At 73.2% G+C, this 20,108-nt stretch carries 22 protein-coding genes; 15 read left to right on the top strand and 7 right to left on the bottom strand.

Translation table 11 applies throughout. The features are described 5' to 3' along the window. The first annotated feature begins 82 nt into the window (after nucleotides 1–82). The 6 genes from FRAEUI1C_RS26090 to FRAEUI1C_RS26065 all read left to right on the top strand — a co-directional run bounded on the left by FRAEUI1C_RS26090 (nucleotide 83) and on the right by FRAEUI1C_RS26065 (nucleotide 6,358). On the top strand, nucleotides 83–1,621 hold the full coding sequence (locus FRAEUI1C_RS26090) for a class I adenylate-forming enzyme family protein (RefSeq protein ID WP_013426357.1): 1,539 nt from the start codon (nucleotides 83–85) through the stop codon (nucleotides 1,619–1,621). A gap of 216 nt (nucleotides 1,622–1,837) precedes the next feature. After that, nucleotides 1,838–2,299 (top strand): hypothetical protein, encoded by a 462-nt coding sequence (locus tag FRAEUI1C_RS26085; protein WP_013426356.1) that lies wholly within the window; start codon nucleotides 1,838–1,840, stop codon nucleotides 2,297–2,299. A 49-nt stretch (nucleotides 2,300–2,348) separates the two neighbouring features. Beyond that, on the top strand, nucleotides 2,349–3,647 hold the full coding sequence (locus FRAEUI1C_RS26080; RefSeq protein ID WP_013426355.1) for a sensor histidine kinase: 1,299 nt from the start codon (nucleotides 2,349–2,351) through the stop codon (nucleotides 3,645–3,647). Beyond that, entirely contained in the window at nucleotides 3,644–4,312 is a 669-nt protein-coding gene (locus FRAEUI1C_RS26075) for a response regulator (protein ID WP_013426354.1), read from the top strand. The genes FRAEUI1C_RS26080 and FRAEUI1C_RS26075 overlap by 4 nt, the downstream gene beginning before the upstream one ends. A gap of 116 nt (nucleotides 4,313–4,428) precedes the next feature. Beyond that, nucleotides 4,429–5,544, top strand: coding sequence for an NDMA-dependent alcohol dehydrogenase (locus FRAEUI1C_RS26070; RefSeq protein ID WP_013426353.1), 1,116 nt, complete (start codon nucleotides 4,429–4,431; stop codon nucleotides 5,542–5,544). Nucleotides 5,545–5,686: 142 nt separating this feature from the next. Then, on the top strand, nucleotides 5,687–6,358 hold the full coding sequence (locus FRAEUI1C_RS26065; RefSeq protein ID WP_013426352.1) for a TetR/AcrR family transcriptional regulator: 672 nt from the start codon (nucleotides 5,687–5,689) through the stop codon (nucleotides 6,356–6,358). Between the two features lie 15 nt (nucleotides 6,359–6,373). Here the strand turns inward: FRAEUI1C_RS26065 and FRAEUI1C_RS26060 are convergent, their stop codons facing one another. Then, on the bottom strand, nucleotides 6,374–6,592 hold the full coding sequence (locus FRAEUI1C_RS26060) for a helix-turn-helix transcriptional regulator (RefSeq protein ID WP_157735045.1): 219 nt from the start codon (nucleotides 6,590–6,592) through the stop codon (nucleotides 6,374–6,376). A gap of 71 nt (nucleotides 6,593–6,663) precedes the next feature. Between FRAEUI1C_RS26060 and FRAEUI1C_RS39790 the strand changes: the two genes are divergently transcribed. The 3 genes from FRAEUI1C_RS39790 (at nucleotide 6,664) to FRAEUI1C_RS26045 (ending at nucleotide 8,280) form a co-directional block, all read left to right on the top strand. Further along, the gene (locus FRAEUI1C_RS39790) at nucleotides 6,664–7,071 is read left to right on the top strand and encodes a hypothetical protein (RefSeq protein ID WP_013426350.1); all 408 of its coding nucleotides are present in this window, start codon (nucleotides 6,664–6,666) and stop codon (nucleotides 7,069–7,071) included. A 16-nt stretch (nucleotides 7,072–7,087) separates the two neighbouring features. Continuing rightward, on the top strand, nucleotides 7,088–7,645 hold the full coding sequence (locus tag FRAEUI1C_RS26050; RefSeq protein WP_013426349.1) for a DUF1442 domain-containing protein: 558 nt from the start codon (nucleotides 7,088–7,090) through the stop codon (nucleotides 7,643–7,645). Nucleotides 7,646–7,773: 128 nt separating this feature from the next. Further along, entirely contained in the window at nucleotides 7,774–8,280 is a 507-nt protein-coding gene (locus FRAEUI1C_RS26045; RefSeq protein ID WP_013426348.1) for a pyridoxamine 5'-phosphate oxidase family protein, read from the top strand. Between the two features lie 47 nt (nucleotides 8,281–8,327). On the opposite strand, the gene FRAEUI1C_RS26040 is transcribed toward FRAEUI1C_RS26045, so the two are convergent. The 3 genes from FRAEUI1C_RS26040 to FRAEUI1C_RS26030 all read right to left on the bottom strand — a co-directional run bounded on the left by FRAEUI1C_RS26040 (nucleotide 8,328) and on the right by FRAEUI1C_RS26030 (nucleotide 12,342). Next, a complete protein-coding gene (locus tag FRAEUI1C_RS26040; RefSeq protein WP_013426347.1) occupies nucleotides 8,328–9,221 on the bottom strand; it encodes a sterol desaturase family protein in 894 nt (297 codons plus the stop codon). Nucleotides 9,222–9,359: 138 nt separating this feature from the next. After that, nucleotides 9,360–10,811: an amidohydrolase family protein gene (locus tag FRAEUI1C_RS26035; protein WP_095522676.1), complete on the bottom strand. Its 1,452-nt coding sequence runs from the start codon at nucleotides 10,809–10,811 to the stop codon at nucleotides 9,360–9,362. Nucleotides 10,812–10,830: 19 nt separating this feature from the next. Then, a complete protein-coding gene (locus FRAEUI1C_RS26030; RefSeq protein ID WP_049806998.1) occupies nucleotides 10,831–12,342 on the bottom strand; it encodes a CoA transferase in 1,512 nt (503 codons plus the stop codon). Between the two features lie 210 nt (nucleotides 12,343–12,552). On the opposite strand from FRAEUI1C_RS26030, the gene FRAEUI1C_RS26025 reads away from it, so the two are divergent. Next, a complete protein-coding gene (locus tag FRAEUI1C_RS26025) occupies nucleotides 12,553–13,623 on the top strand; it encodes an enoyl-CoA hydratase/isomerase family protein (RefSeq protein ID WP_013426344.1) in 1,071 nt (356 codons plus the stop codon). 79 nt (nucleotides 13,624–13,702) lie between these two features. Here FRAEUI1C_RS26025 and FRAEUI1C_RS36695 read toward each other — a convergent pair whose 3' ends face one another. Next, a complete protein-coding gene (locus tag FRAEUI1C_RS36695) occupies nucleotides 13,703–14,296 on the bottom strand; it encodes an Rv1352/Rv1906c domain-containing protein (RefSeq protein ID WP_013426343.1) in 594 nt (197 codons plus the stop codon). A gap of 163 nt (nucleotides 14,297–14,459) precedes the next feature. Here FRAEUI1C_RS36695 and FRAEUI1C_RS36690 point away from each other — a divergent pair, with 163 nt between their 5' ends. Both FRAEUI1C_RS36690 and FRAEUI1C_RS26010 read left to right on the top strand, forming a co-directional pair. Then, the gene (locus FRAEUI1C_RS36690) at nucleotides 14,460–14,885 is read left to right on the top strand and encodes a hypothetical protein (RefSeq protein WP_013426342.1); all 426 of its coding nucleotides are present in this window, start codon (nucleotides 14,460–14,462) and stop codon (nucleotides 14,883–14,885) included. 59 nt (nucleotides 14,886–14,944) lie between these two features. Continuing rightward, nucleotides 14,945–15,232, top strand: a complete 288-nt coding sequence (locus tag FRAEUI1C_RS26010; RefSeq protein WP_041259652.1) for a hypothetical protein — start codon at nucleotides 14,945–14,947, stop codon at nucleotides 15,230–15,232. Between the two features lie 436 nt (nucleotides 15,233–15,668). On the opposite strand, the gene FRAEUI1C_RS26005 is transcribed toward FRAEUI1C_RS26010, so the two are convergent. Together FRAEUI1C_RS26005 and FRAEUI1C_RS26000 are read right to left on the bottom strand one after the other, a co-directional pair. Continuing rightward, entirely contained in the window at nucleotides 15,669–16,505 is an 837-nt protein-coding gene (locus FRAEUI1C_RS26005) for an aminoglycoside phosphotransferase family protein (protein ID WP_157735044.1), read from the bottom strand. 60 nt (nucleotides 16,506–16,565) lie between these two features. Beyond that, nucleotides 16,566–17,033 (bottom strand): glycine-rich domain-containing protein, encoded by a 468-nt coding sequence (locus FRAEUI1C_RS26000; protein ID WP_013426339.1) that lies wholly within the window; start codon nucleotides 17,031–17,033, stop codon nucleotides 16,566–16,568. A 278-nt stretch (nucleotides 17,034–17,311) separates the two neighbouring features. Between FRAEUI1C_RS26000 and FRAEUI1C_RS25990 the strand changes: the two genes are divergently transcribed. From FRAEUI1C_RS25990 to FRAEUI1C_RS25980, 3 genes are all read left to right on the top strand, one after another. Beyond that, nucleotides 17,312–18,583: a hypothetical protein gene (locus FRAEUI1C_RS25990; RefSeq protein ID WP_157735043.1), complete on the top strand. Its 1,272-nt coding sequence runs from the start codon at nucleotides 17,312–17,314 to the stop codon at nucleotides 18,581–18,583. Next, the gene (locus tag FRAEUI1C_RS25985; RefSeq protein WP_013426337.1) at nucleotides 18,580–19,116 is read left to right on the top strand and encodes a GNAT family N-acetyltransferase; all 537 of its coding nucleotides are present in this window, start codon (nucleotides 18,580–18,582) and stop codon (nucleotides 19,114–19,116) included. The genes FRAEUI1C_RS25990 and FRAEUI1C_RS25985 overlap by 4 nt, the downstream gene beginning before the upstream one ends. A 256-nt stretch (nucleotides 19,117–19,372) precedes the next feature. Further along, nucleotides 19,373–20,017: a hypothetical protein gene (locus FRAEUI1C_RS25980; RefSeq protein WP_013426336.1), complete on the top strand. Its 645-nt coding sequence runs from the start codon at nucleotides 19,373–19,375 to the stop codon at nucleotides 20,015–20,017. Nucleotides 20,018–20,108: the final 91 nt, after the last annotated feature.

Below are 20,108 nucleotides of genomic sequence, written 5' to 3'. Positions count from 1 at the left end.
GTCCCTGAGATCGCGCCCGACGGCGCCCGCCAGGGACGCTCGGTTCGGATGTTCCGGTGACCCTTAAGGAGCGGGAGTACGGATGACGATCGCGATGCTGCTGGACATGGCCCGCGGCGCCTACGGCGACCGAGTCGCCCTGGGCTCGCGCTCCGGCGGCGGGCTGTCGTATGAGGAGGTCGGCTCCCGAGTCGCCTCCGGCGCCGCCGCGATCAGGGAGTCCGGTGCCGAGCGGGTGGTGTTCGTCGGGGTGAACGGGCCGGCGTTCCCGGTCCTGCTGTTCGCCGCCGCGTCGGCCGGGGTGCCGATCGCCCCGCTGAACTACCGGCTGTCCGCCGACCAGCTGCGCGGCCAGATCGCCCAGCTCGGCCGAGCCCTCGTCGTCGCCGACACCGCCTACCTGGACACGGTCAGCGGAGTCGAGGGCGTGGCCGGCCTCGTCAGCACCGAGGACTGGTTCGCCGCCTCCGCCACCCCGGTCGAGGGCGCCGACCCGTTCACCGACCTCGACCCGCCGGACGTCGACCCGGACGCCACCGCCGTGCTGCTGTTCACCAGCGGCACCACGTCCGCGCCCAAGCGCGTCATCCTGCGGCACTCGAACCTGGTCTCCTACGTGCTCGGCACGGTCGACTTCGCCTCGGCCGAGGAGGACGACGCCATCCTGGTCAGCGTCCCGCCCTACCACGTGGCGGGCATCGGCACCGTGCTGACGAACCTCTACTCCGGCCGGCGGATCTGCTACCTGCCGAACTTCGAGGCCCAGGCCTGGCTGGACCTGGTGCGTTCCGAGCAGATCACCAACGTGATGCTGGTGCCGACGATGCTGGTGCGCGTCGTCGAGACGCTCGGCGGCAAGCCGGCCGACGCCCCGCACCTGCGTTCCATCGCCTACGGCGGCGCCCGGATGCCCGGCAAGGTGCTCGAGGCCGCGCTCGGCGCGTTCCCGGAGACCGGCTTCGTCAACGCCTACGGCCTCACCGAGACCTCGTCGACGATCGCGGTGCTCGGCCCGGACGACCACCGCGAGGCGTTCGCGAGCGACGACCCGGCGGTCCGCGCCCGGCTCGGCTCGGCGGGGCGCCCGGTGCCCGGCGTCGAGTTCGAGATCCGCGACGACGCCGGCACCCCGGTCGGCGTCGGCGAGCCCGGTCTGCTGTGGGTGCGCGGCGAGCAGGTCTCCGGTGAGTACGAGGGCCTCGGCTCGGTACTCGACGCCGAGGGCTGGTTCCCGACCAAGGACGGCGCCTTCGTCGACGCCGACGGCTACGTCTTCATCACCGGTCGCAGCGACGACACGATCATCCGCGGCGGCGAGAACATCGCCCCGGCCGAGATCGAGGACGTCCTGGGCCGGCACGAGAAGCTGCGCGACGTCGCCGTCTACGGCGCGCCGGACGACACGTGGGGCCAGCGGATCGTGGCCGCGGTCGTGCTCCACGACGGCGAGACCGCCACGGTCGACGAGCTGCGCGACTACGTCCGCGGCAAGCTGCGCGGCTCGCGGACCCCGGACGAGGTCGTCTTCCTCGGCGAGCTTCCCTACACCCCGACCGGAAAGCTGCTGCGCAACCAGGTCGCCGCGCTCGTCGCGGACCAGGCGGAGTCCGTCGGGTCCTGAGGCCGCCGCCTGACACCGCCGCCTGATGTCGGCGCCCGGCCCACGGCGGCGGTCCTGGCCCGAGCTCCTGAGCCGCTCCACCGGTCGGTGGAGCGGCTCAGCCGTCTGGTGGAGCCGCGGTTCCACCGGCGAACCGGAAGACCGGCCGATGTGGGGGCGGGCCGGTTCGGGCGACCCTGGTCCGGACGATTTCGCCCGAGACCGGAGGCATCTCCCATGGCCCAGCTTGCCGCAGCCCCGCGCCAGACCGTTGCCGGCGACCGTTTCGACCGTTTCGACGACCAGCGCACCCGTGCGGCGCTGCGAGCCGTCCGGCTGCTCACCGGCGGCTACCTGACATTGAGCGTCCTGACCATGGCCGCCGTCGTGCTGCTGCGCGGCCACCCGTCGCTGGTCACGAGCGCGGTCTGGACCCGCACGACGATCGTGACCGTGAGCGCCGTGCTGACCTTCGCCTTCGCGGCGGCCACCGCCCGAGGCTCGCGCGGGGCGTTCCGGCGGCTGCGGATCGTCTCGACCGTCATGGTGGTCGCGATCGTGGTCATCGTCGCCATCCCCGGTGACTTCCCGCTGTGGCTCAAGGTCGAGCAGGGCGTCTGCGGGTTGCTCCTGCTCGGGGTCGTCCGGCTGGTCCGCGGCCGCCACCTGCGCGGTGTCTTCGCGGCCACCGCCGAATAGCCTTGGCGCGGGAGAATCCAGTCGTGCGGTCAGACGGGAGCATCCGGTCATGACAGCGGAGCTGACGATCCGCGACCCGGCGGCGACGGTCGTGCGGGACGTGACGGCCTGGCTGCGGCTGGTGGCCGTCGGGCCGTACGCGCTGCTCGCGGCGCTGACCGCCTACACGGTGGCGCAGCGCCGCGCCGAGCCCGGCCCCCTCACGGTGGACCTGGCGCTGTGTGCGGCGACCGCGCTGTGGATGCTCGCGCTGGTCACGGTGCGGCCCGGCTGGCGGGAGCGGCCGGTGCTGATGACGGTCTTCCTCGTCGGTCTCGCCGCGATCACGCTGGTCCTGGTGGTCCGGGACCCGTGGTTCGGGGTGTTCACCCCGGCCGGGTACGTCTACGCCTTCCGGCTGCTGCGCTGGCCGTGGCGGCTGGGCGGCATCTGCGCGTTCGCGGTGGTGGCCGGGACCGCGCAGGCGTCCGGCATCCCGCGCACGACCGTCGCGGGCGTGCTGACCTGGGCCGCCGTCGTCGTCGTGAACGTGGTGCCGATGTGTGCGCTGGCCTGGGCGCTGGAACGTGACCGGCTGCGGCAGGAGGAGCGGCTGCGCGCGCTCGACGAGGCCCGCGCGGCCAACGAGCGGCTCGCGGCGGCGCTCGCCGAGAACGCGGCGCTGCAGGAGCGGCTGGTCGGCCAGGCCCGCGCCGCCGGCATCCGGGACGAGCGCGAGCGGCTGGCCCGCGAGATCCACGACACGCTCGCCCAGGGCCTGACCGGCATCGTCGCCCAGCTGCGGGCGGCCGAGGCGGCCGGCGACGACCTGGCGGCCGAGGACCCCGCGGACAGGGCCGGCTGGCGCCGTCACGTCACCCTGGCGGCCCAGCTCTCCCGGGAGAGCCTGGCCGAGGCGCGCCGCTCGGTGCACGCGCTGCGGCCGCAGGAGCTGGAATGCGCCGCCCTCGGCGCCGCGATCGCGGACATCGCCGGCCGCTGGTCGGCGCGCCACGGCCTCGCGGTGCAGGTGACGACGACCGGCGCACCCGGCCCGCTGCGCCCCGAGGCGGAGGCCGCGCTGCTGCGCGCCGCCCAGGAGGCGCTGGCCAACGTCGCCAAGCACGCCGAGGCCAGCCGCGTCGGCGTCACCCTGTCCTACCTGGACGACGAGGTCGCGCTCGACGTCCGGGACGACGGCCGGGGCTTCGACCCGGGCGCGACCGGCGGGCCGCACGCGGGCGGCGGGTTCGGCCTGGTCGCCATGCGCCAGCGGATCGAGGCGCTTGACGGCACGCTGCAGATCGAGTCGCGGCCGCGCCACGGCACCGGCATCTCCGCCCGGGTGCCGCTGGGGGCCGGCGCGTGACGGGCACCGCCGGCGACGCGGACGCTCCGAGGATCCGGCTGCTCGTCGTCGACGACCATCCGGTGGTCCGCGACGGGCTGATCGGCATGTTCGCCCGCGAGCCCGACGTCGAGGTGGTGGGCGAGGCCGCCGAAGGCGCGCAGGCGGTCCAGCTCGCCGCGCGGCTGCGGCCGGATGTCATCCTCATGGACCTGCGGATGCCCGGCATGGACGGCGTCACGGCGATCAGGGAGCTGGCCCGGGGCGGCGCGGGCGCCCGGGTGCTGGTGCTGACGACCTACGACACGGACAGCCACGTGCTGCCGGCTATCGAGGCCGGGGCGACCGGGTACCTGCTGAAGGACGCGGCGCGCGACGACCTGCTGCGGGCGGTCCGCGCGGCGGCGCGCGGCGAGGCGGTGCTGGCCCCGTCGGTCGCGGCGACGCTGATGAACAGGGTCCGGACGCCGGAGACCGGCCCGCTCAGCCAGCGCGAGCTGGAGGTCCTCCAGCTCGTCGCCGCCGGCGCCACCAACCGGGTGGTCGCCGCCCAGCTGTTCGTCACCGAGGCCACGGTCAAGACGCACCTGCTCAACATCTACGCCAAGCTCGGCGTGAACGACCGCGCGGCGGCCGTCGCCGAGGCCTTCGGCCGGGGCCTGCTCACCGCCACCCGCCGCGCCTGAACCGGCTGCTGGGATGCGCCACGACGCCGCTGGGTGACAGAATCCGTCGATCTGACTCACCCTCAGAGGGCGCCTCGGCGGCCAGCCGTCGCGCGGCGTACGGAAGGACGGCCGGCATGGTCAGCACGCGGGCGGCACTGCTGTTCGGCATCGGTCAGGACTACAAGATCGAGACCATCGAGATCGACGAGCCCCGCGCGGGCGAGGTCCTCATCGAGCTGCGCGCCACCGGCCTGTGCCACTCCGACGAGCACGCGCGCACCGGCGACATGCTGATGCCGCACTACCCGGTGATCTGCGGCCACGAGGGGGCCGGCGAGGTGGTCGCGGTCGGCCCGGGCGTCTCCTCGGTCGCGCCCGGCGACCATGTGGCGATGTCGTTCATCCCGTCCTGTGGGAGGTGCCGGTCCTGCAGGTCCGGCCGCGGGTACCTCTGCGACGACGGCATGAAGCTGTTCGACCTTGGGATGATCACCGACGGCCGGGTGGCGCACCGGATCGGCACGGAGCCGGTCGCCCGGTTCACCCAGCTGGGGGCGTTCGCCGAGCACCAGCTGCTCGCCGAGTCGAGCGTGGTGAAGATCGACCAGGACATCCCGTGGACCGCCGCGGCGCTGGTGTCCTGTGGCGTGGCGACCGGGTTCGGCTCGGCCGTCAACCGGGCCGAGGTCCGTCCCGGCGACACCGTCGCGGTGCTGGGGGTCGGCGGCGTCGGCATCAACGCCGTGCAGGGCGCGAAGATCGCCGGGGCTCGTCAGATCATCGCCGTCGACCCGGTCGCGTTCAAGCGTGAGCAGGCCGAGCGGTTCGGCGCGACACACGTCTACGCCTCGATCGAGGAGGCGATCGCCGGCGTCGGGGCGCTCACCCGGGGGCAGATGTGCGACGCGGTGATCTGCACGTTCGGCGTCATGCTCGGCGGTCTGCTGGAGCCCGCGCTGACGCTGACGGCCAAGGGCGGCACCTGCGTCGTGACGTCGGTGGCCCCGATGGCGCAGGGCCAGACCGACCTCAACCTGTTCGCGATGGCGATGATGAACAAGGACATCCGCGGCTGCCTGTACGGCTCCAGCAGCCCGCGGGCGCAGATCCCGAAGCTGCTCGACCTCTACCGCGCCGGCATCCTCAAGATCGACGAACTGGTCACGAAGACCTATCGTCTCGACCAGGTCAACGAGGGCTACGCGGACCTCGCCGCCGGCCGCATCCTGCGCGGGGCGCTCGTCTTCTAGGCTTCGGGTCGGGAGGCGTCGGGACCTGGCGGCCTCGCGTCGCCTGGCGGGCCGCGCGGAGCTGGTGGGGCGCGCCTTGCCGCAGCGGCGTTGAGTCGGGCGCAGAATAGCGTTTCCGTCTTGAGGGAACTATATTTCCGGTGTGACGACCACCGGCGCGGAGCGCGCGCGGACCGCGCGGGACACTCGCGGGGTGGACTGGGAGCGGATGCCTGACTCCGTACGGGCCGCGGTGGACCGGGCGCTCGGCCGCGCCCAGCAGGACGCGCTCGAGGAGATCGAGCAGATTCTCGACGCCGCCATGCGGGTGGTCGAGCGGATCGCGCCCGCCGAGCCACGGGTGGCCGACATCGTCGCCGAGGCCGGCACGTCCAACCAGACCTTCTACCGGTACTTCGCCGGCAAGAACGAGCTGCTGCACGCCGTGATGGAACGCGGGGTCGTGCGCACCCGCTCCTACCTGCGCCACCAGATGTCGAAGCAGAGCGAGCCGGCCGACCAGGTCGCCGCCTGGGTCGAGGGGCTGCTCGCGCCGCTGGCCCGCCCGGACCCGGCCCGTCCGGACGCGGCGCTCAGCCGCCTGTCGGTCGGCGGCAACCCGGCCGGTCGGGCGGTGCTCGACGACCAGCTCGGCGAGCTGTTGATCGCCCCGTTCGCCGCGGCGGGCCGCCCGCATCCCGAGCTGGACGCCCGGGTCGTGCAACGCGCGGTGATCGGCACCCTGGCTCGGCACGTCGGTGCGGGCACCATCCCTGACGAGCAGGAGTGCCGCCACCTCATCGACTTCTGCGCCGCCGTCGCGGCCGGCGGGTAGCTAACCCGCCAGCGGTCACTCGGGTTCGTCGTCCGGCGCGGCTTCCTCGTCGGGCAGGGCATCGGGGCGGTGGGCGGTCAGCCAGGCGTCGACGTCGGACTTGCGCCAGATCCGCATGTGGTCGGCGAAGCCGGCCGGGACGGGGTACGACGGACGGCGAGTGAGCTGGTAGGCGCGCGTACGCGACACCTTTAGCCGCCTCATCAGGTAGCCGATAGTCACGAAGCGCTCCACGCCTGCGGACGCTAAAACTGACGGGTGCGACACTGTCTGCTACGGCAGTGCCAGGAGCGTCAGGAGAGGCCATGCGCAACCCGAATCAGGCCGGCAACGAGGAACAGACGGGAGCGGTCGACCCCAATCCGTCGACGGCGCCCCATGACACCCGAGGACCCAGGACCAGGCGGTCTGGGCTCGCTTCCAGGCTCGGCCCGCGGGGCGCCCGGCCGTCGCCGGGCGAGGTGCCGTGGGCTCAGGAGGTGGCGGACGCGGTGCTGGCGGCCACGCCGGCGGACGACCCCGCGCCGGGCAGCCCGGCGGCTCTGCCCGCGCCCGCGGACGCCGACCCCGAGGACGCCGAGCCCGAAGACGCCGAGCCCGAGGACGCTGAGCCTGCGGACGCCGAGCCCGAGGAGGAGTTCGCGACGTCATTCTTCTGGTCCAGCGCCACCGCCGACGGGCCCGCCCGGCCGTGGCGCTCGCTGTTCCGCTGACCCGAGGGAGCCAACGATGGAACGGGGGACGAAAGAGATGGTCACCAGGGCGCGGCTGGACGTCGCGCGGATCGACGTGCCCGGCGTCGGGGCGGCGGGAGGTGCCCGGCGGACCGAGCTGGTGAGCCTCGCGCTGCCGGACCGGGCCGGGCTGCTGCTGCAGCGGCGTGCCGCCGAGGCGGACCGGTCGGACAAGCTGCTGGCGAAGCGCTCGCGGGACGTCGTCGGCGAGCTGCGGGCCGACCTGCACTTCGTCGAGCTCCGGGCCGGCGAGCTGGCCCGGGTGGCGCTGAGCATGGCGCGGCTCGGGCACGTGGGCGCGGTCGTGGTGTGCCCGGTGGGGGTGTCGCCGGGGCGGACGGCGCTCGCGCTCGCGGTCGCCGACCTCCTGCGCGACCGACGAGGGGTGCAGACGCCGGTGGTGACCTGCGCGGTCTGCCCGCCGCTCGGCCTGGGCCGGACCGCCGTCCCGCACGAGGTCCGGGTCGAGGTCGATGGGCGGGCGCAGTACCGGCTCGTCTGGGAGCTGCTTACCTGGGAACAGGTACCGGCGTGGCTCGGGGGCCTGCGGTAGCCGCCTGCTGGGCCGGTCGCAGTTCGGGCGTCCACGCCGCGGGACACACTAAAGTCGCAGGCGGGAACGGGTCTGCCCGGATGCAGACAGACCTAGGGGTTCCGGTCAAGCGACGAAGGGCGACGAGGATGAGTCTCGAGACCGCGACGGACGGCCAGGCCGCGGCAGCGCCGCGCCAGCAGCGGCGCGGCCGGCGGATCGCGATGACCCCGGCGGAGGTCGACGCGTTCCTCGCCGAGGAGCGCACCTGCCGGGTCTCGACCGTCGGCGCCGATGGCGCTCCGCACACGTCGGCGCTGTGGTTCGTCTGGGACGGCTCCGCGTTCTGGCTCAACAGCATCGTGAAGAGCCAGCGCTGGACCGACGTGATCCGTGACCCGCGGGTCTCGGTGATCATCGACACCGGTCACGGGTTCGGTGAGCTGCGCGGCGTCGAGCTGATCGGCAAGGTCGCCGTGGTGGGCGAGGCGCCGCGGACGGGGGACGCGGCCAACACCGAGCTTCTCGCCGAGCCGGAACGGCTGTTCGGCGAGAAGTACGGCAACGGCAAGTTCCACATCGACGGCCGGCACGCCTGGCTGAAGCTGGTCCCCGAGAAGGTCGTCAGCTGGGACTTCCGCAAGACCGGGTTCTAGCCGCGGGTCTCGGCCGGCGGGCCACTGCGGCTCGCCGGCTCGGCCCGTCAGGCTGGGCTGGGTGATCCGGCCGCCGGCCGCGCGGAGCCGCCCGGGTCCGCGCCGGCCCGTCGCTGGACGGGGTGGATCTCTGGATGGGCGGCGCCCGCCGAGACGGGGACGTCCTCGCGCGCCGGGTTGGTGCGCAGCACCAGGTCGGCTATGGGGGACGTGACGCCCAGCCAGTAGCGCTCGTTGCGGAAGTGGTGCAGCCGGTGGCTGCGCCAGATGCGCCGGTACAGCTCCGAGGTGGGCTGGTAGCGGGTGTGGATCAGGAAATGGGTCCAGTCGTAGGCCAACACGGCAACCCCCAGGCACAGCATCCCGGTCGAGACCCGGGGTGAGCCGAAAGTCCCGGCGGCCAGCGCGAGGGCGCCCGCGCCGAGCACGTCCTGGCCGCGCATGAACATGGAGTTCAGGTTCGCCGGGTCCTCGTGGTGCTGCGCGTGGCCCCAGCCGGCGCTCTGGTAGGCGGCGCGGCCGAGCCGGCCGGTCGGCGCGGCGTGCAGCACGTAGCGGTGGATGCCCCACTCGACGAACGGCTGCGCCGAGGCCAGGCCCAGCGCGACGGCCGCGTCGGACCGGCGGAAGTCGCCGCGCGTCAGCCGCGCCGCGGCCAGGGTGCCCACTACGCCGAGCAGCACGGGCGGTCGGGGGTGGGTCAGGAAGCGGCGCGCGGCGCCGGACAGCGTGCTGATCTCGGTCGCCCGGCCGTGCGGCCCGGGCGGGTCGATCAGCTGGAGAAGCTGGCGGTGGCGCAGGCGCGCGGCCGCGCGCAGCTGCCGTGCGCGCGAGGCGACGGGGCCGTCGTCGGCCTTCGTGAGCCTGGCCGTGCCGACCAGCAGGGAACCGGCGGGGCCCAGCCGCCGTGCGACGGACCGTGGGCCGAAGCCGTTAACCATACGGTGGACTGTACGTGGCCGACAGATGTCGAGCAGGGGACTGTCCCGCGACGGGAAGAACGGCACGTATGCGCGAATGCTCCCGGCCGCCCCGGTGCTCGGCCGGCTCGGCCGCGGGGGCGTGGCGGGTCGCGGACGTCAGCGGCCGTGGTGCACGACGGTGCCGTCGACCATCGTCAGCACGGCTGGGCCGGGGTCGAGATCGGCGAGGACGGCGCGGCGGGGCTCGGCCAGCAGGCACAGGTCGGCCGGCGTCCCCGCGACGACGCGGCGCGGTGGTCCGCCGGGGTCGGCGGGGTCACCGAGGTAGAGCTCCAGCGCCCGCGCCGCGGTGAGGGTCTCGTCGGGGCCGAGGACCCGGCCGGACGGGGCCGCGCGGTGGACCGCGGCGCGCATCGACGCCCACGGGTCGTCGCCCCCGAACGGAGCGTCGGTACCCGCGGCGAGGGGCACGCCGGCGGCGATCGGACCGGCGCACCGGTAGAGCCAGGGCAGGTCGTCCGGGTCGACGTCGGCCAGGTACGCGTCGCCGCGCTCGGCCAGGAAGTGTGGCTGGGTCACGATGGTCAGCCCCGCCGCGACGACCGCGTCCAGCAGGTCGGGCGGCAGCACGGCGGCATGCTCGATCCGGTCCCCGGGCAGCGTCCCGCCGGCCGCGTCGAACCCGGCCAGGGCCAGCGCCAGCTGCAGCCTCGTCACGCAGTGCACCGCGACCCGCCGGGCCCGTCGCCGCGCCGCCAGCACCGTCTCGGCCAGCTCGTCGAGGTCGACCGGCTGCCCGTCGTCCAGCACGATCTTCACCGGGCCGAGCCTGAGCCGCCCCGGGGAGACGCTGGCTCCGGCGACGTCGACGCCGGGCGGCCCGGTCAGCAGCAGACGCTGCGGGAGTGCGCCGGTCTCCAGCGCCCCGCGCAGCGTCGTGACCTGTGCCGGACCGGTGGTCGCCGTCGCGTCGGTGAGCCCGGTGACGCCGTAGCCGGCCAGCCGGGCGCCGACGACCGCGAGGTCGGCAAGCTCGACGCCGCCACCGGCCCCGGCGAGCCCGAGCAGCCGGCCGAGCCGCTCGTCCGACCGGAACAGCCGGCCGTCCGCGGGCAGCGCGCCACCCGCGCCCGCGCCGTCCCGCTCGCCGGCCGCGCGCAGCGCCGCGAGCGCGGGTGAGTTGACGATCCAGAGCGCCCCGGACCGGTGCTGCAGGCGCACGGGGACGTCGCCGACGATCGCGTCGAGCGCGGCCCGGTCGAGATCGCCCGCCACGGACTCGTGGTACCCGACCGCTCGCACCCAGCCGCCCGGCCGCGCTGCCGCCCGCAGCGCGGCGGCGAGCTCGGCCGCGGTCCGCACGGCCGGCGGGCCGGCCGGCACCGACGAGGCGACTGCCGCGAGCGCGAGCAGATGGAGATGGTGGTCGTGCAGGCCGGGCAGCAACATCCCGCCGCGCGCGTCGACGACGTCCTCGGCCGCGCCCGGCCGGGGGTTGTCGCCCGGCCCGGCACCCACCGCGACGACCAGCCCGTTCTCGACCCGCACGGCCCGGCCGCCCCGGCCGTCGATCTCCGCGTTCACGATCAGCATGACGGCCCCGTCCACGCGTGCGCGGTGCCCGGGGTCACGACTGCCCCGCGATGGTCGACGGCCCCGCTCCGGCGAGCAGCCGGTCGTTGTCCTGGCCCGCGGGCGCGGCCCGTCCGCGCGGCGCGCGCAGCCGCGGCGGCGCGACCCGGACCGGTGAGCCGTCGGCGGCGGTCGGGTCACGGTCCGGCAGGACCGGCCGACCGGCGAGCAGGGACCCGACGGCCTCGCGCAGCGCGACGTCCAGGTGGTGGCCACCACCGGCCGCGACGCTGGCGAGCGCGCCCGCCGCGGCGAGGACGCCGGTCACCGGGTCGGCGATCGCGTCACCGAGGAAGACCGGGCCGCCGGCCCCGTCGACGGCGACCGCACCGGCCGCGGCCGCCGCGTCGTCGCCGAAGGCCGGCCGCTGCCGCCACGGCCCGGTCCGGCCGTAGCCGGTGATGCTCACCCACGTCAGCCGCGGGTTGCGGGCGATCATGGCGGTCGGGTCGATGCCGAGCGTCTCCAACGCCCGCGGCCGGGAGGCCTCCAGCACGACGTCCGCGCGCTCGATCAGCCCGACCAGCGCCGCCCGGCCGGCCGGCGCCCGCAGGTCGACGGTCACGCTGGCCTGCCCGGCGTGCAGCAGGTCGTAGAAGTCGGGCGGCCCCTGCCTGGCGCCGTCGAGCCGGCCCGCCCCCTCGACCTTGACCACCTGCCCGCCGGCGAGCCCGAGCAACTGCGCGCACAACGGCCCCGCCCACAACGAGGACAGGTCCACGACGCTGAACCCTCCGTCCCGGCGGGCCTCCGGACGGCGCGGCGCGGCGCGGGCGGCTGCCTCGGGCGGCAGCCCGTCGACGAGGAAGGGCGCGAACGGGAACCGCTGGCCCCGAGCCCTCGCCTGCTCGTCGGCCGCCGCCGCGGCCGGATCGACCGCGAGCGAGACCGCGAGGCCGAGCAGCTCTGCCCGTTCGACCAGCGACGCCGCCGGGCGGGTGGCGACCAGCGCGGCCAGGTTCGTCCAGGGCCGGACCGGCGCAGCCACGGTCCGCTCGGCCACCGGGCGCACGTCGGCGGCGCGGTCGGCGGCGGTCGGCTCGACCTCCGCCTCCAGCCAGGCGGGCAGCAGGTCGACGTCGTCGGGCCGGGCCAGGTTCACCGCCAGCCAGCCGTCGGCCGCCTGGACCAGCCGGGCCGCCCGGCCCGCGGACAGGACCCCGCCGCGGGTCAGCCCGAGGGCGGCGGCGCGCTCGCCGAGCAGCGGGCCCGCGCTGGGCGGTGCACCCCCGGTTGACGCGTCAGCCGGGGGGAACGGGTGGCCGAGGCCGGCGGCGAGCGTCCGGATCACCGCCAGTGCGGCGTCCAGCCGGGCGACGAGCGGCACGGTGAGCCCCAGCGGCGGTCCGTCGGGCTGTCCCGTCAGCGCCATCGCGCCGCTGGCCGCCCAGGCGGGCTCGACACCGCCAGCCCATCCGGCGGAGCCGATCCGGCCGGCCCGCAGGTCGGCGGCCCAGTCGGTCAGCGCCGAGTCCAGCAGGGCCCCCACCATCGTCGCCACCCCCATGCCCACAAGTCGTCATCGCCCGGCCGAGGCCAGCCGCACCGAGCCGACGCCCGCCGAGCGCAGCCCGGGCGAGGCCGGCGGACCGGCAGCCTGGCCGCTGGTCACACGACGGCGCGGCTCAACCGGTCGGACCGGCGAAACCGGGCGGCCGGTTCAACCGGGCGAACCGGTCGTCGGTCTCGCGGAACCGCGCAGGCCTACGGTAGAGCCGTGACAGCGACCTTGGGTGCGCAGCCGCTGCCGGCGGCGACCGCGCTGGACCTGGTCAGGTCGCTCCAACCGGCGGACCTGGCCGACCTCTTCCCCGCGCCGATCCTCTGCGTCGACCTCGCGGACGCCCACCCGGACGACCTGACCGCGCTCGCCGCCCGCCGCCCGCCCCTGCTGCTGGTCGGTGTCGGCCCCGGCGCCGACAGCGGTACCGGCCGTCATGGTGATCCCGGCAGGGGCGCCGAGGGGGCGCTCGACGTGCTGCTTCCCGAGGTGCTCAGGCCGGGCGACGACGTGCCCGCCGCGGTGGCCGCCCTCGACCGGGCCGTCGCGGACCATCCGGAGGCCGCGGTCGCGCTGGTGGGCCTGCTGCGGATGACGCCACGGCTCGAACCGTTGGATGGGCTGGTGGCCGAGTCGCTGGCCTACTCGACACTGCTAGCCGGCGGGGACTTCGCCCGCTGGCTCGCCGCCCGCGGCCCACGCCCCCATCGGGACGCCGACCGGCCGCTGCTGCGCCGGCGCGACGGCGACCGCCTGGTCCTGACGTTCAACCGCCCCGAGGCGCGCAACGCCTTCGACACGTTCACCCGCGACGCGCTCGTCGCCGCCCTGCGGGAGGCCTCCGCCGACGCCACGCTGACCGAGGTCGTGCTGACGGCGAACGGGCCGTCCTTCGGTGCCGGCGGCGACCTCAGCCAGTTCGGCACCGCGGGCGACCTGGCCCGCGCACACCTGGTCAGGACGGGCGCGAGCGCCGGCGCCGAGATCATCCGCTGCCCGCACCGCGTCGTGGCCCACCTCCACGGCGCCTGCGTCGGGGCCGGCATCGAGATCCCCGCGTTCGCCGACCGGGTCGTCGCGGCCCCCGACGTCGCCATCCAGCTGCCCGAGCTGGCACTCGGCCTGGTCCCCGGCGCGGGCGGCACCGTCAGCGTCACCCGCCGGATCGGCCGCCGCCGCACCGCCTGGCTCGTCCTGACCGGCACCTTCCTCGACGCCCCCACAGCCCTGCGCTGGGGTCTGATCGACGCCATCGAGGAGCTTCGCCAGGTCCCGGCCTCTCCATGATCGCTGTTTTGGCCCTCCAGTGGTCGCTATCAGGGGCGTTGTATCTCGCTGAGACGCATCGGTGTTCGTCGCCCTCGGATCAGCTGATCTTCGTCCACGTGCAGGGGGTTTGGAACGCCACGTCGGTTGGCTTGATGGTCACGATGCCGTGGCCTTCGACGTTGCCGTTCGCGAGGATCTCCTTGAAGTCGCCGGACGTGCCGGACAGCCGCGCCCAGTAGCAGGAGCTACCGATCCCCGTGCCGGTGGTCGTGGTCTCGAAAGTGCCCGGCTGGATGTCCTTGCCGACCAGCCATGTGCCCGGCCCGATGGTCGTCTCCGCCGCAGGCGGGACCGTGGTGGGCCCGGTCGTCGGATCCGCAGGTACCAACAGATCCGAGCAGCGGGCCGCGGCGATCGCGGTTACGAGCGCTGTGGCGGCAGTCTGGGTGGTTTGCAAGTAGTTCCCGATGTTCGAGATCACGGAGCCGGCGTTGCCATCGCGGAGTGCCACACAGACAGCCGCCGACGCATCGTCGACCTTCGCCCCCAGCGTGTCAGTAGCAGTCTCGGGCGCCGCCGTCGCCGATTCACTCCGCGTCGCGGCTGTTGCCTGCCCGCCGCCCGAGCCTGACCCGCCGCAGGCCGCCAGCGTCATCGCTAACGCGACCGCAGCCACGATCCGTGTCTTCATTGTGTTCCCCTGTCCCCCCGGGACGTCACAGGGCGGGAGATCGCGCGCTCTGCGCGTCCAATCGGACCAAGGTGGCAGTGCGGTTGGTCTTGGACAAGGGGCAGCGCCGCAACTCTGACGCACGGTCTAGGGTGTCCCCGCTACGACACGAGGGGGATTTGTCATGCGTCGAACCCGTCTGCTCGCCACCGCTGGCCTCGTCCTGGGCCCACTCGCGGTCATCACGGCGTGCGGGAGTGACGATGGGACTGCCGTCGGCGCCGTTCCCAGCTCAAGCGCGTCTTACTCCGGCGCCTACGTGCCCCTCAAGGGTGTCGCCGCTGCGCCGCGCTCCGTCGCCGACCTGATGGCCAAGGCCGGCTGCCAGGGCAGGGTTATCGATCCGCAGCTCTACTCGCGCGAGGTGGGCCGCTGCACCCTCGCCGGTCAGGAGGTCACCGTCGCGACCTTCGACGACAACGCCAAGCGCGACCAGTGGGTGAGCTTCGGTGAAGGTCTCGGGATGACCGCGAAGACTGGAGACCGGTGGGCCGCGGGGTCCATCGGGGCCGCAGGAGCGGAGACTTTCGCGACGGCGATCGGTGCCTGATGCGTCGTGGCTTGGCGGTACTCGCGCTAGCGGTGGCGGTAGCCGCATGCGGTGGCAGCGTGAGAAGCGGTCCGACCGGCACGGTCCGCATCGACGAACTGGCACGCCGGGCTGGCTGCACGCTGACCGATCGGGCTGGCGACGCCATCACCCCGACGTCCGGCGACTGCCAGACGACCAACGGCAAGTCGATCCAGATCGCAGCCTTCACCGATCACGCCAAGCGCGACGCCTGGGTCACCTTCGTGACGGCCACCGGCTACCCGGTTGAGAAGCGCGACCTGTGGGCCGTCGGCGGGGAAGACAAGGCCGCCGTGACGGCCGCAGCAGACGCCATTCTGGGCTGAAGGGGCGAATGCCCACCGCGTCGCCGTCCGCAGTCCTTGCCTCGCTCAGAGCGCCGCCTGTCGTGGAAGTCGGCGTTGCCCCAGTAGTCCATCGGCCGTCCTGTCGCGTGCATCCACGCCTCCACCTCCTCGGTGAGCCAGATCCGACCCGCCCTGAGTACCTCGTAGGCGGCGGCAGGGAAGCTCGGATGTTCAGTGAGTTGGTGGACCCGCTGGGGGAGACCCCAAGCCCGTGGTGTCGTGTGACGGCGGCCCGAAGGGGGCAAACCGGCCCTTACGGTTACTCGGCCGCAGGCAGGGTCTCGACGGTCGGACCGCCCGCGAGCTGATGAGCATCGTCCGGCCGCGTTTAGCGCAGAGATCTCGGTCGAAACGTGGAGCCGGCCGGCGCGATTAGATCGCGCCGGCCGGCTGATTCGACGGCAGGATTCTTGACCTACCGGAGGGCCATCCGGTGCTCGACCCAGGCCCGGCCAGCTGTGGTGGCCCGGACACGGGCCTCGCGGGCGTCCGCCGGTCCGAACAGCGCCTTGTAGTGGCGGAACAGTGTCCAGAGCGCGGCGAGGCGCGTGACGGCATCCGACGGCGCGGAGTCCCAAGCCGGCAGGCGGGAGACGAGGTCCTCCGCGATGGCTGGGGAGTGGCCCGCTTCGATCAGGCGGGGTACCAGCATCGCGGCGTCGATCCACGGCGCACCGGCGGCGGCGAACGCCCAATCGAGGACCTGTACGCCCTGCTCCGTGACCAGCAGGTTGCCCGCGTGGATGTCGTAGTGGACCAGGCTGCCGCCGGCGAACTCGTCGAGGTCCAGTCCGGACAGCAGGTCGGCGAACAGGTCGCGGCCGGGAAGCCCGACGTCGTGACGGGTCAGAAGCCGGTGAGCCTTCTCCTGCAGAGCGGTGATGTTCGCCGCGACGGCCGGCGCGGTCGGCCACGGCGATGGGGTCAGAGCCTTGCCGAGAAGGGCGAGCGTGTCGAGGACGGCGGGCAGGTCCGGTGATGCCGGGCTGAGGTCCACGGTCCGCCCTTCGAGGCACGGGAACACCAGCAGCAGCCAGCCATTCAGCTCCGCCGTCCACAGCAGTCGCGGCGAGGGTGCGTCGTTCGGCAAGGCCGCATTCACCCTCGTCTCGTTGACATATAGACGGAAAGCCGGACTGTCGGCGCGAACCGCCTTGAGGAAGACGATGCCGTTGTCCGCGTGAAGGCGGCACGCCATGCCCGGCATGAGCCCGCCGGCGAGATCGTCGACGCGCTTCGCCTCGCCGAACACGGCCTGTACGGCGGTCCGGGTGGTTTCCGGAAGGTCGGTCCAGGTGACTCGGGGCATGACTCAGACCCCCTTCGGGTCGTCGTGGCAACCCTGGTAGCACTGGCTGCACTGCCCGGCCGCGAACCACAGGTCGGCGTGCACCTCGTATCCGGCCTGGCGGATCGCGGCCACGGTAGCGCCGCGGTCGGCGACGCCGGCCGGTGCCTCGCCGGGCTCGTCGGGGACGTGGTGCAGGAATCTGCCGGCCTGCTCACGGCAGAAGACGGCGTAGTCCCAGGTGAACAGCAGGAAGGTGTGCCAGCCCAGATCGACGGCGGCCGAAGGGCTGAAGCGGGCGTCGGGGTTCGCGGCACAGGTCGCGAGGAACGCGGACGTCTGGTCGATGATCCGTTCCGCATTGTCGGCAACGTCCGGATGGTCGGCTCCGAGCCGGGCGGTGAGCCGGGCGAACAGGTCGGGGTCGAGGATGTCCCGGCCATGTCGTGCCGTCGGCGGAGTTTCGGTGGGTGGTGGGGCGAGGGTTGTCACGATGCCTCCTACGCGGTGTGAGCGGGTCCGCCCCGGGACGGGGTCATCACCCGGGGCGGACGCGGGTCACTGTCGGGCGGTAGTGCCTGAATTCGGCCGGCGAAGTCGAACAACATGACGTGGCGTTAGCCTGCTTTGTCGTGCGCCCGGTTTTGCACGGTTCCGACAGCCGCCATGACACAATCTGGAGGCATTCGGTGACAGGGAGAACATTGGTGTTCTCCCGGGAGAACTTAGCTGTCCTCCCACCCGGCCAGGCTGCTGACCAGGGAGAATCTGTGACAGACCAGTCGCTGCCGTCGGCACACCGGAACCTGCTGCGGGTCTTGGAACGCCTGAAAGGTGACCGGACCTGGGCCGACGTGGAGCGGCTGTGCCACGTCGACGGCTCGGCAATCCGCCGTGCCCGCCAGGGCAGGGGCATGTCCCAGAACCTGGCCGCCGCGCTTGATCGGGGGCTTGGCGGACGGAACATCCTGACTGAGGCGTGGCGGGCGTACGACGATGAGCGGCACGGACGAAACGACTGCCCTCGGGTAGACGAGGAGGTGGACCCGACGAATCGTCGTGATCTTCTCGCCGGACTGATCGCCAGCGCCGGTGAAATTACGGTTCGTATCCGAACCGGGCGGACAGCCCCCGGCCGCGGTGATCTGCTTCTTCTCCAGCACGCCATCCGCACCGTGACCGAGACCTACGGAGTCACGCCGCATGCAGCCCTGCTACCCGTCGTCGGACAGCACTGGCACCTCGCGGAGGGGATCGTCGCGGACGCCTGGAAGTCCGACCGGCTACGCCCCGCGTTCCGCGTCGCGGCCGGACAGCTCGCCTATCTGCTCAGCCGGCTTACCTTCAATATGGGCGACCCGGCGGGATCGGCTACGTTCCTCGAACTTGCCGAAGAGCACGCCGTCGGCACCAGCGATCCGGCTCTGTCCTCCGCGGTCACGACGATGTGGTCGACCCTGCACTTCTACGCGGGTGACTACCGGGAAGCCGCAGTGGTCGCCGCTGAGGGCCGGCGCTGGGGGTACTCGTATGACACGGCGACCCTCGCGGCATATGAGGCCCGAGCGCTCGGCGCGCTCGGCAACGAGACCGGGGCGATGCGGGCCCTTGAGCTGATGGACCGCTCGCCGAACCCAGCGGTGCCTGAACCGTCGGGCGAGCCCTACACCGCGGCCTGGGGCCAGCTCATCGCCGGTGGAACCCTTGCCCGGCTCGGCCGGCACGACGAGGCACTTCCGATCACAGCCGCATCCGTCGCCGCGTACGAGGGCCGACCTGATGCCTCCTACGAGATGCACGCGAACGCGCTGCTCGCACACGCCCGCGCCCTACTGAGCGCCGACGTCCCCGCGGCAGCCGACGCGGCTTCGCAGGCACTCGACCTCGTCGCCGGGCGGCCGACTTACACCGTCTGGGCGCGAGCTGGTGAACTTGCCGGCATCATGGCGCCGCACCGATCCGTTCAGGCTGTCACGGAACTGCACGGCCGGATGCACGACGCCCCGGCGATGCTTGCCCTCACCGCGGGCCCAGCGTCATGACGTCCGCGGGCACTTCCTTCACGATCCCCACCGTGACTACGGACCGTCTGATCCTGCGCGCGTGGTGTCCAGACGACATCGCTCCCTATACGGCGATGAACGCCGACGAAGAGACGATGAAGCACAACGGCGGCACGTTCGACACTGCCGGCACGTGGCGTCTGGTCACCCACCTGATCGGCATGTGGGCGCTGCGCGGCTTCGGAATGTGGGCCGTCGAGCTGCGCGAGACCGGGGAGTTCGTCGGTAGGGCCGGCCTCTACGCCGCCTTCGAGTGGCCGTCAGTCGAAGCTGCCTGGTCGATCCGACGCGACCTTTGGGGCTCGGGCCTGGCGACCGAAGCTGGGGCCGCGGCCATCGCCTGGGGCTGGGCGACTCTGCCAGCGGACCATCTGATCTCGATCATCGACCCCGCCAACATCGCTTCACAGCGGGTCGCGGCCAAGCTCGGCTTCGAGGTCACCGGCCATGGCAGCGTCGGGCCCTGGAAGGATCAGATCCTCTACCGGCTAGACAGGCCGCCGGACGGCTGAAGCAACGGTCGACCGGGAGGCGTGACCCTCGATGGGTGCACGTGGCGCCATTCGGTGGGTCCGACGCGCCAGATCATTTGCTGTTCGCCCAGCATCGCACAGGCTGACAGGACGCCGCCCGGCGTCACTATCCCGACAACTACCCGCGTGCACCAGGAGGACCTTCAGACACGCCGACGATCCGCTACACCCTTGTCGCTGTCTGGCGAGCAAGCGTGCGCTAGCGTTCCCGGACCATCTACAGGGGGACACAGGGATGCCACGCTACGACTACGGCGACGACGGCGGGTACAGCGACCAGAGCGGCCGCGGCCACCACCACGATGACCGGCAACCGCGATACCAAGAGCCCTACCAGCGAGGCGACTACCGCGACCGCGACGGCCGCCAGCAGCCCGTCGGCTACCAGCCCACCTATGGCTACCAGCAGCAAACCCCACCGCCGGCCCCTGCGAAGAAGCGCCGCTGGCCGCTTTGGGCCGCGCTCGCCGTCGTCGGCATCATCCTCGTGTCCTGCGTCGCCGCGGTAGCCTCCAGCGGCGGCGGTGGCACCGGGACGGCCGGCGCCTCGGCGACCAGTACCGCCGCCAAGGGCGGGACGCAGGCCCAGGGCCTGTTCCAGCATCCTGAAGACGTCACGATCTCCAGCTGCGGCACCGACGATCTCGGCATGATGACCGCCCAGGTCCTCGTCCACAACACGTCGGGGAAGGCCAGCAACTATTCGATTCAGATCGCGTTCCAGTCGGTCGACGGCGCACAGAAGTACGGCGACGGCTACGCGATCATCAACACCCTGGCGGCGGGGCAGCAGCAGCCCGAGCAGGCCCAGTCGTTCAAACAGCCACCTGGCCAGTTCAAGTGCGTCGTCATCTCAGCTCAGCGGACGCAAGCGATCTAGTCGTCGCCCCAATTCGTCTGATCGCAAGCAGCCCCCCGGTCAACTGGGGGGCTGCTTAGCGTTCTGAGGCCTCGGACCCGCCGGATCATCG

Origin of the sequence: Pseudofrankia inefficax (assembly GCF_000166135.1) — a bacterium.
In the GTDB taxonomy this organism is placed as follows: Bacteria; Actinomycetota; Actinomycetes; order Frankiales; family Frankiaceae; genus Pseudofrankia; species Pseudofrankia inefficax.
The sequence above is the reverse complement of the archived record's forward strand: the minus strand, read 5'-3'. Positions and strand labels throughout refer to the sequence as shown.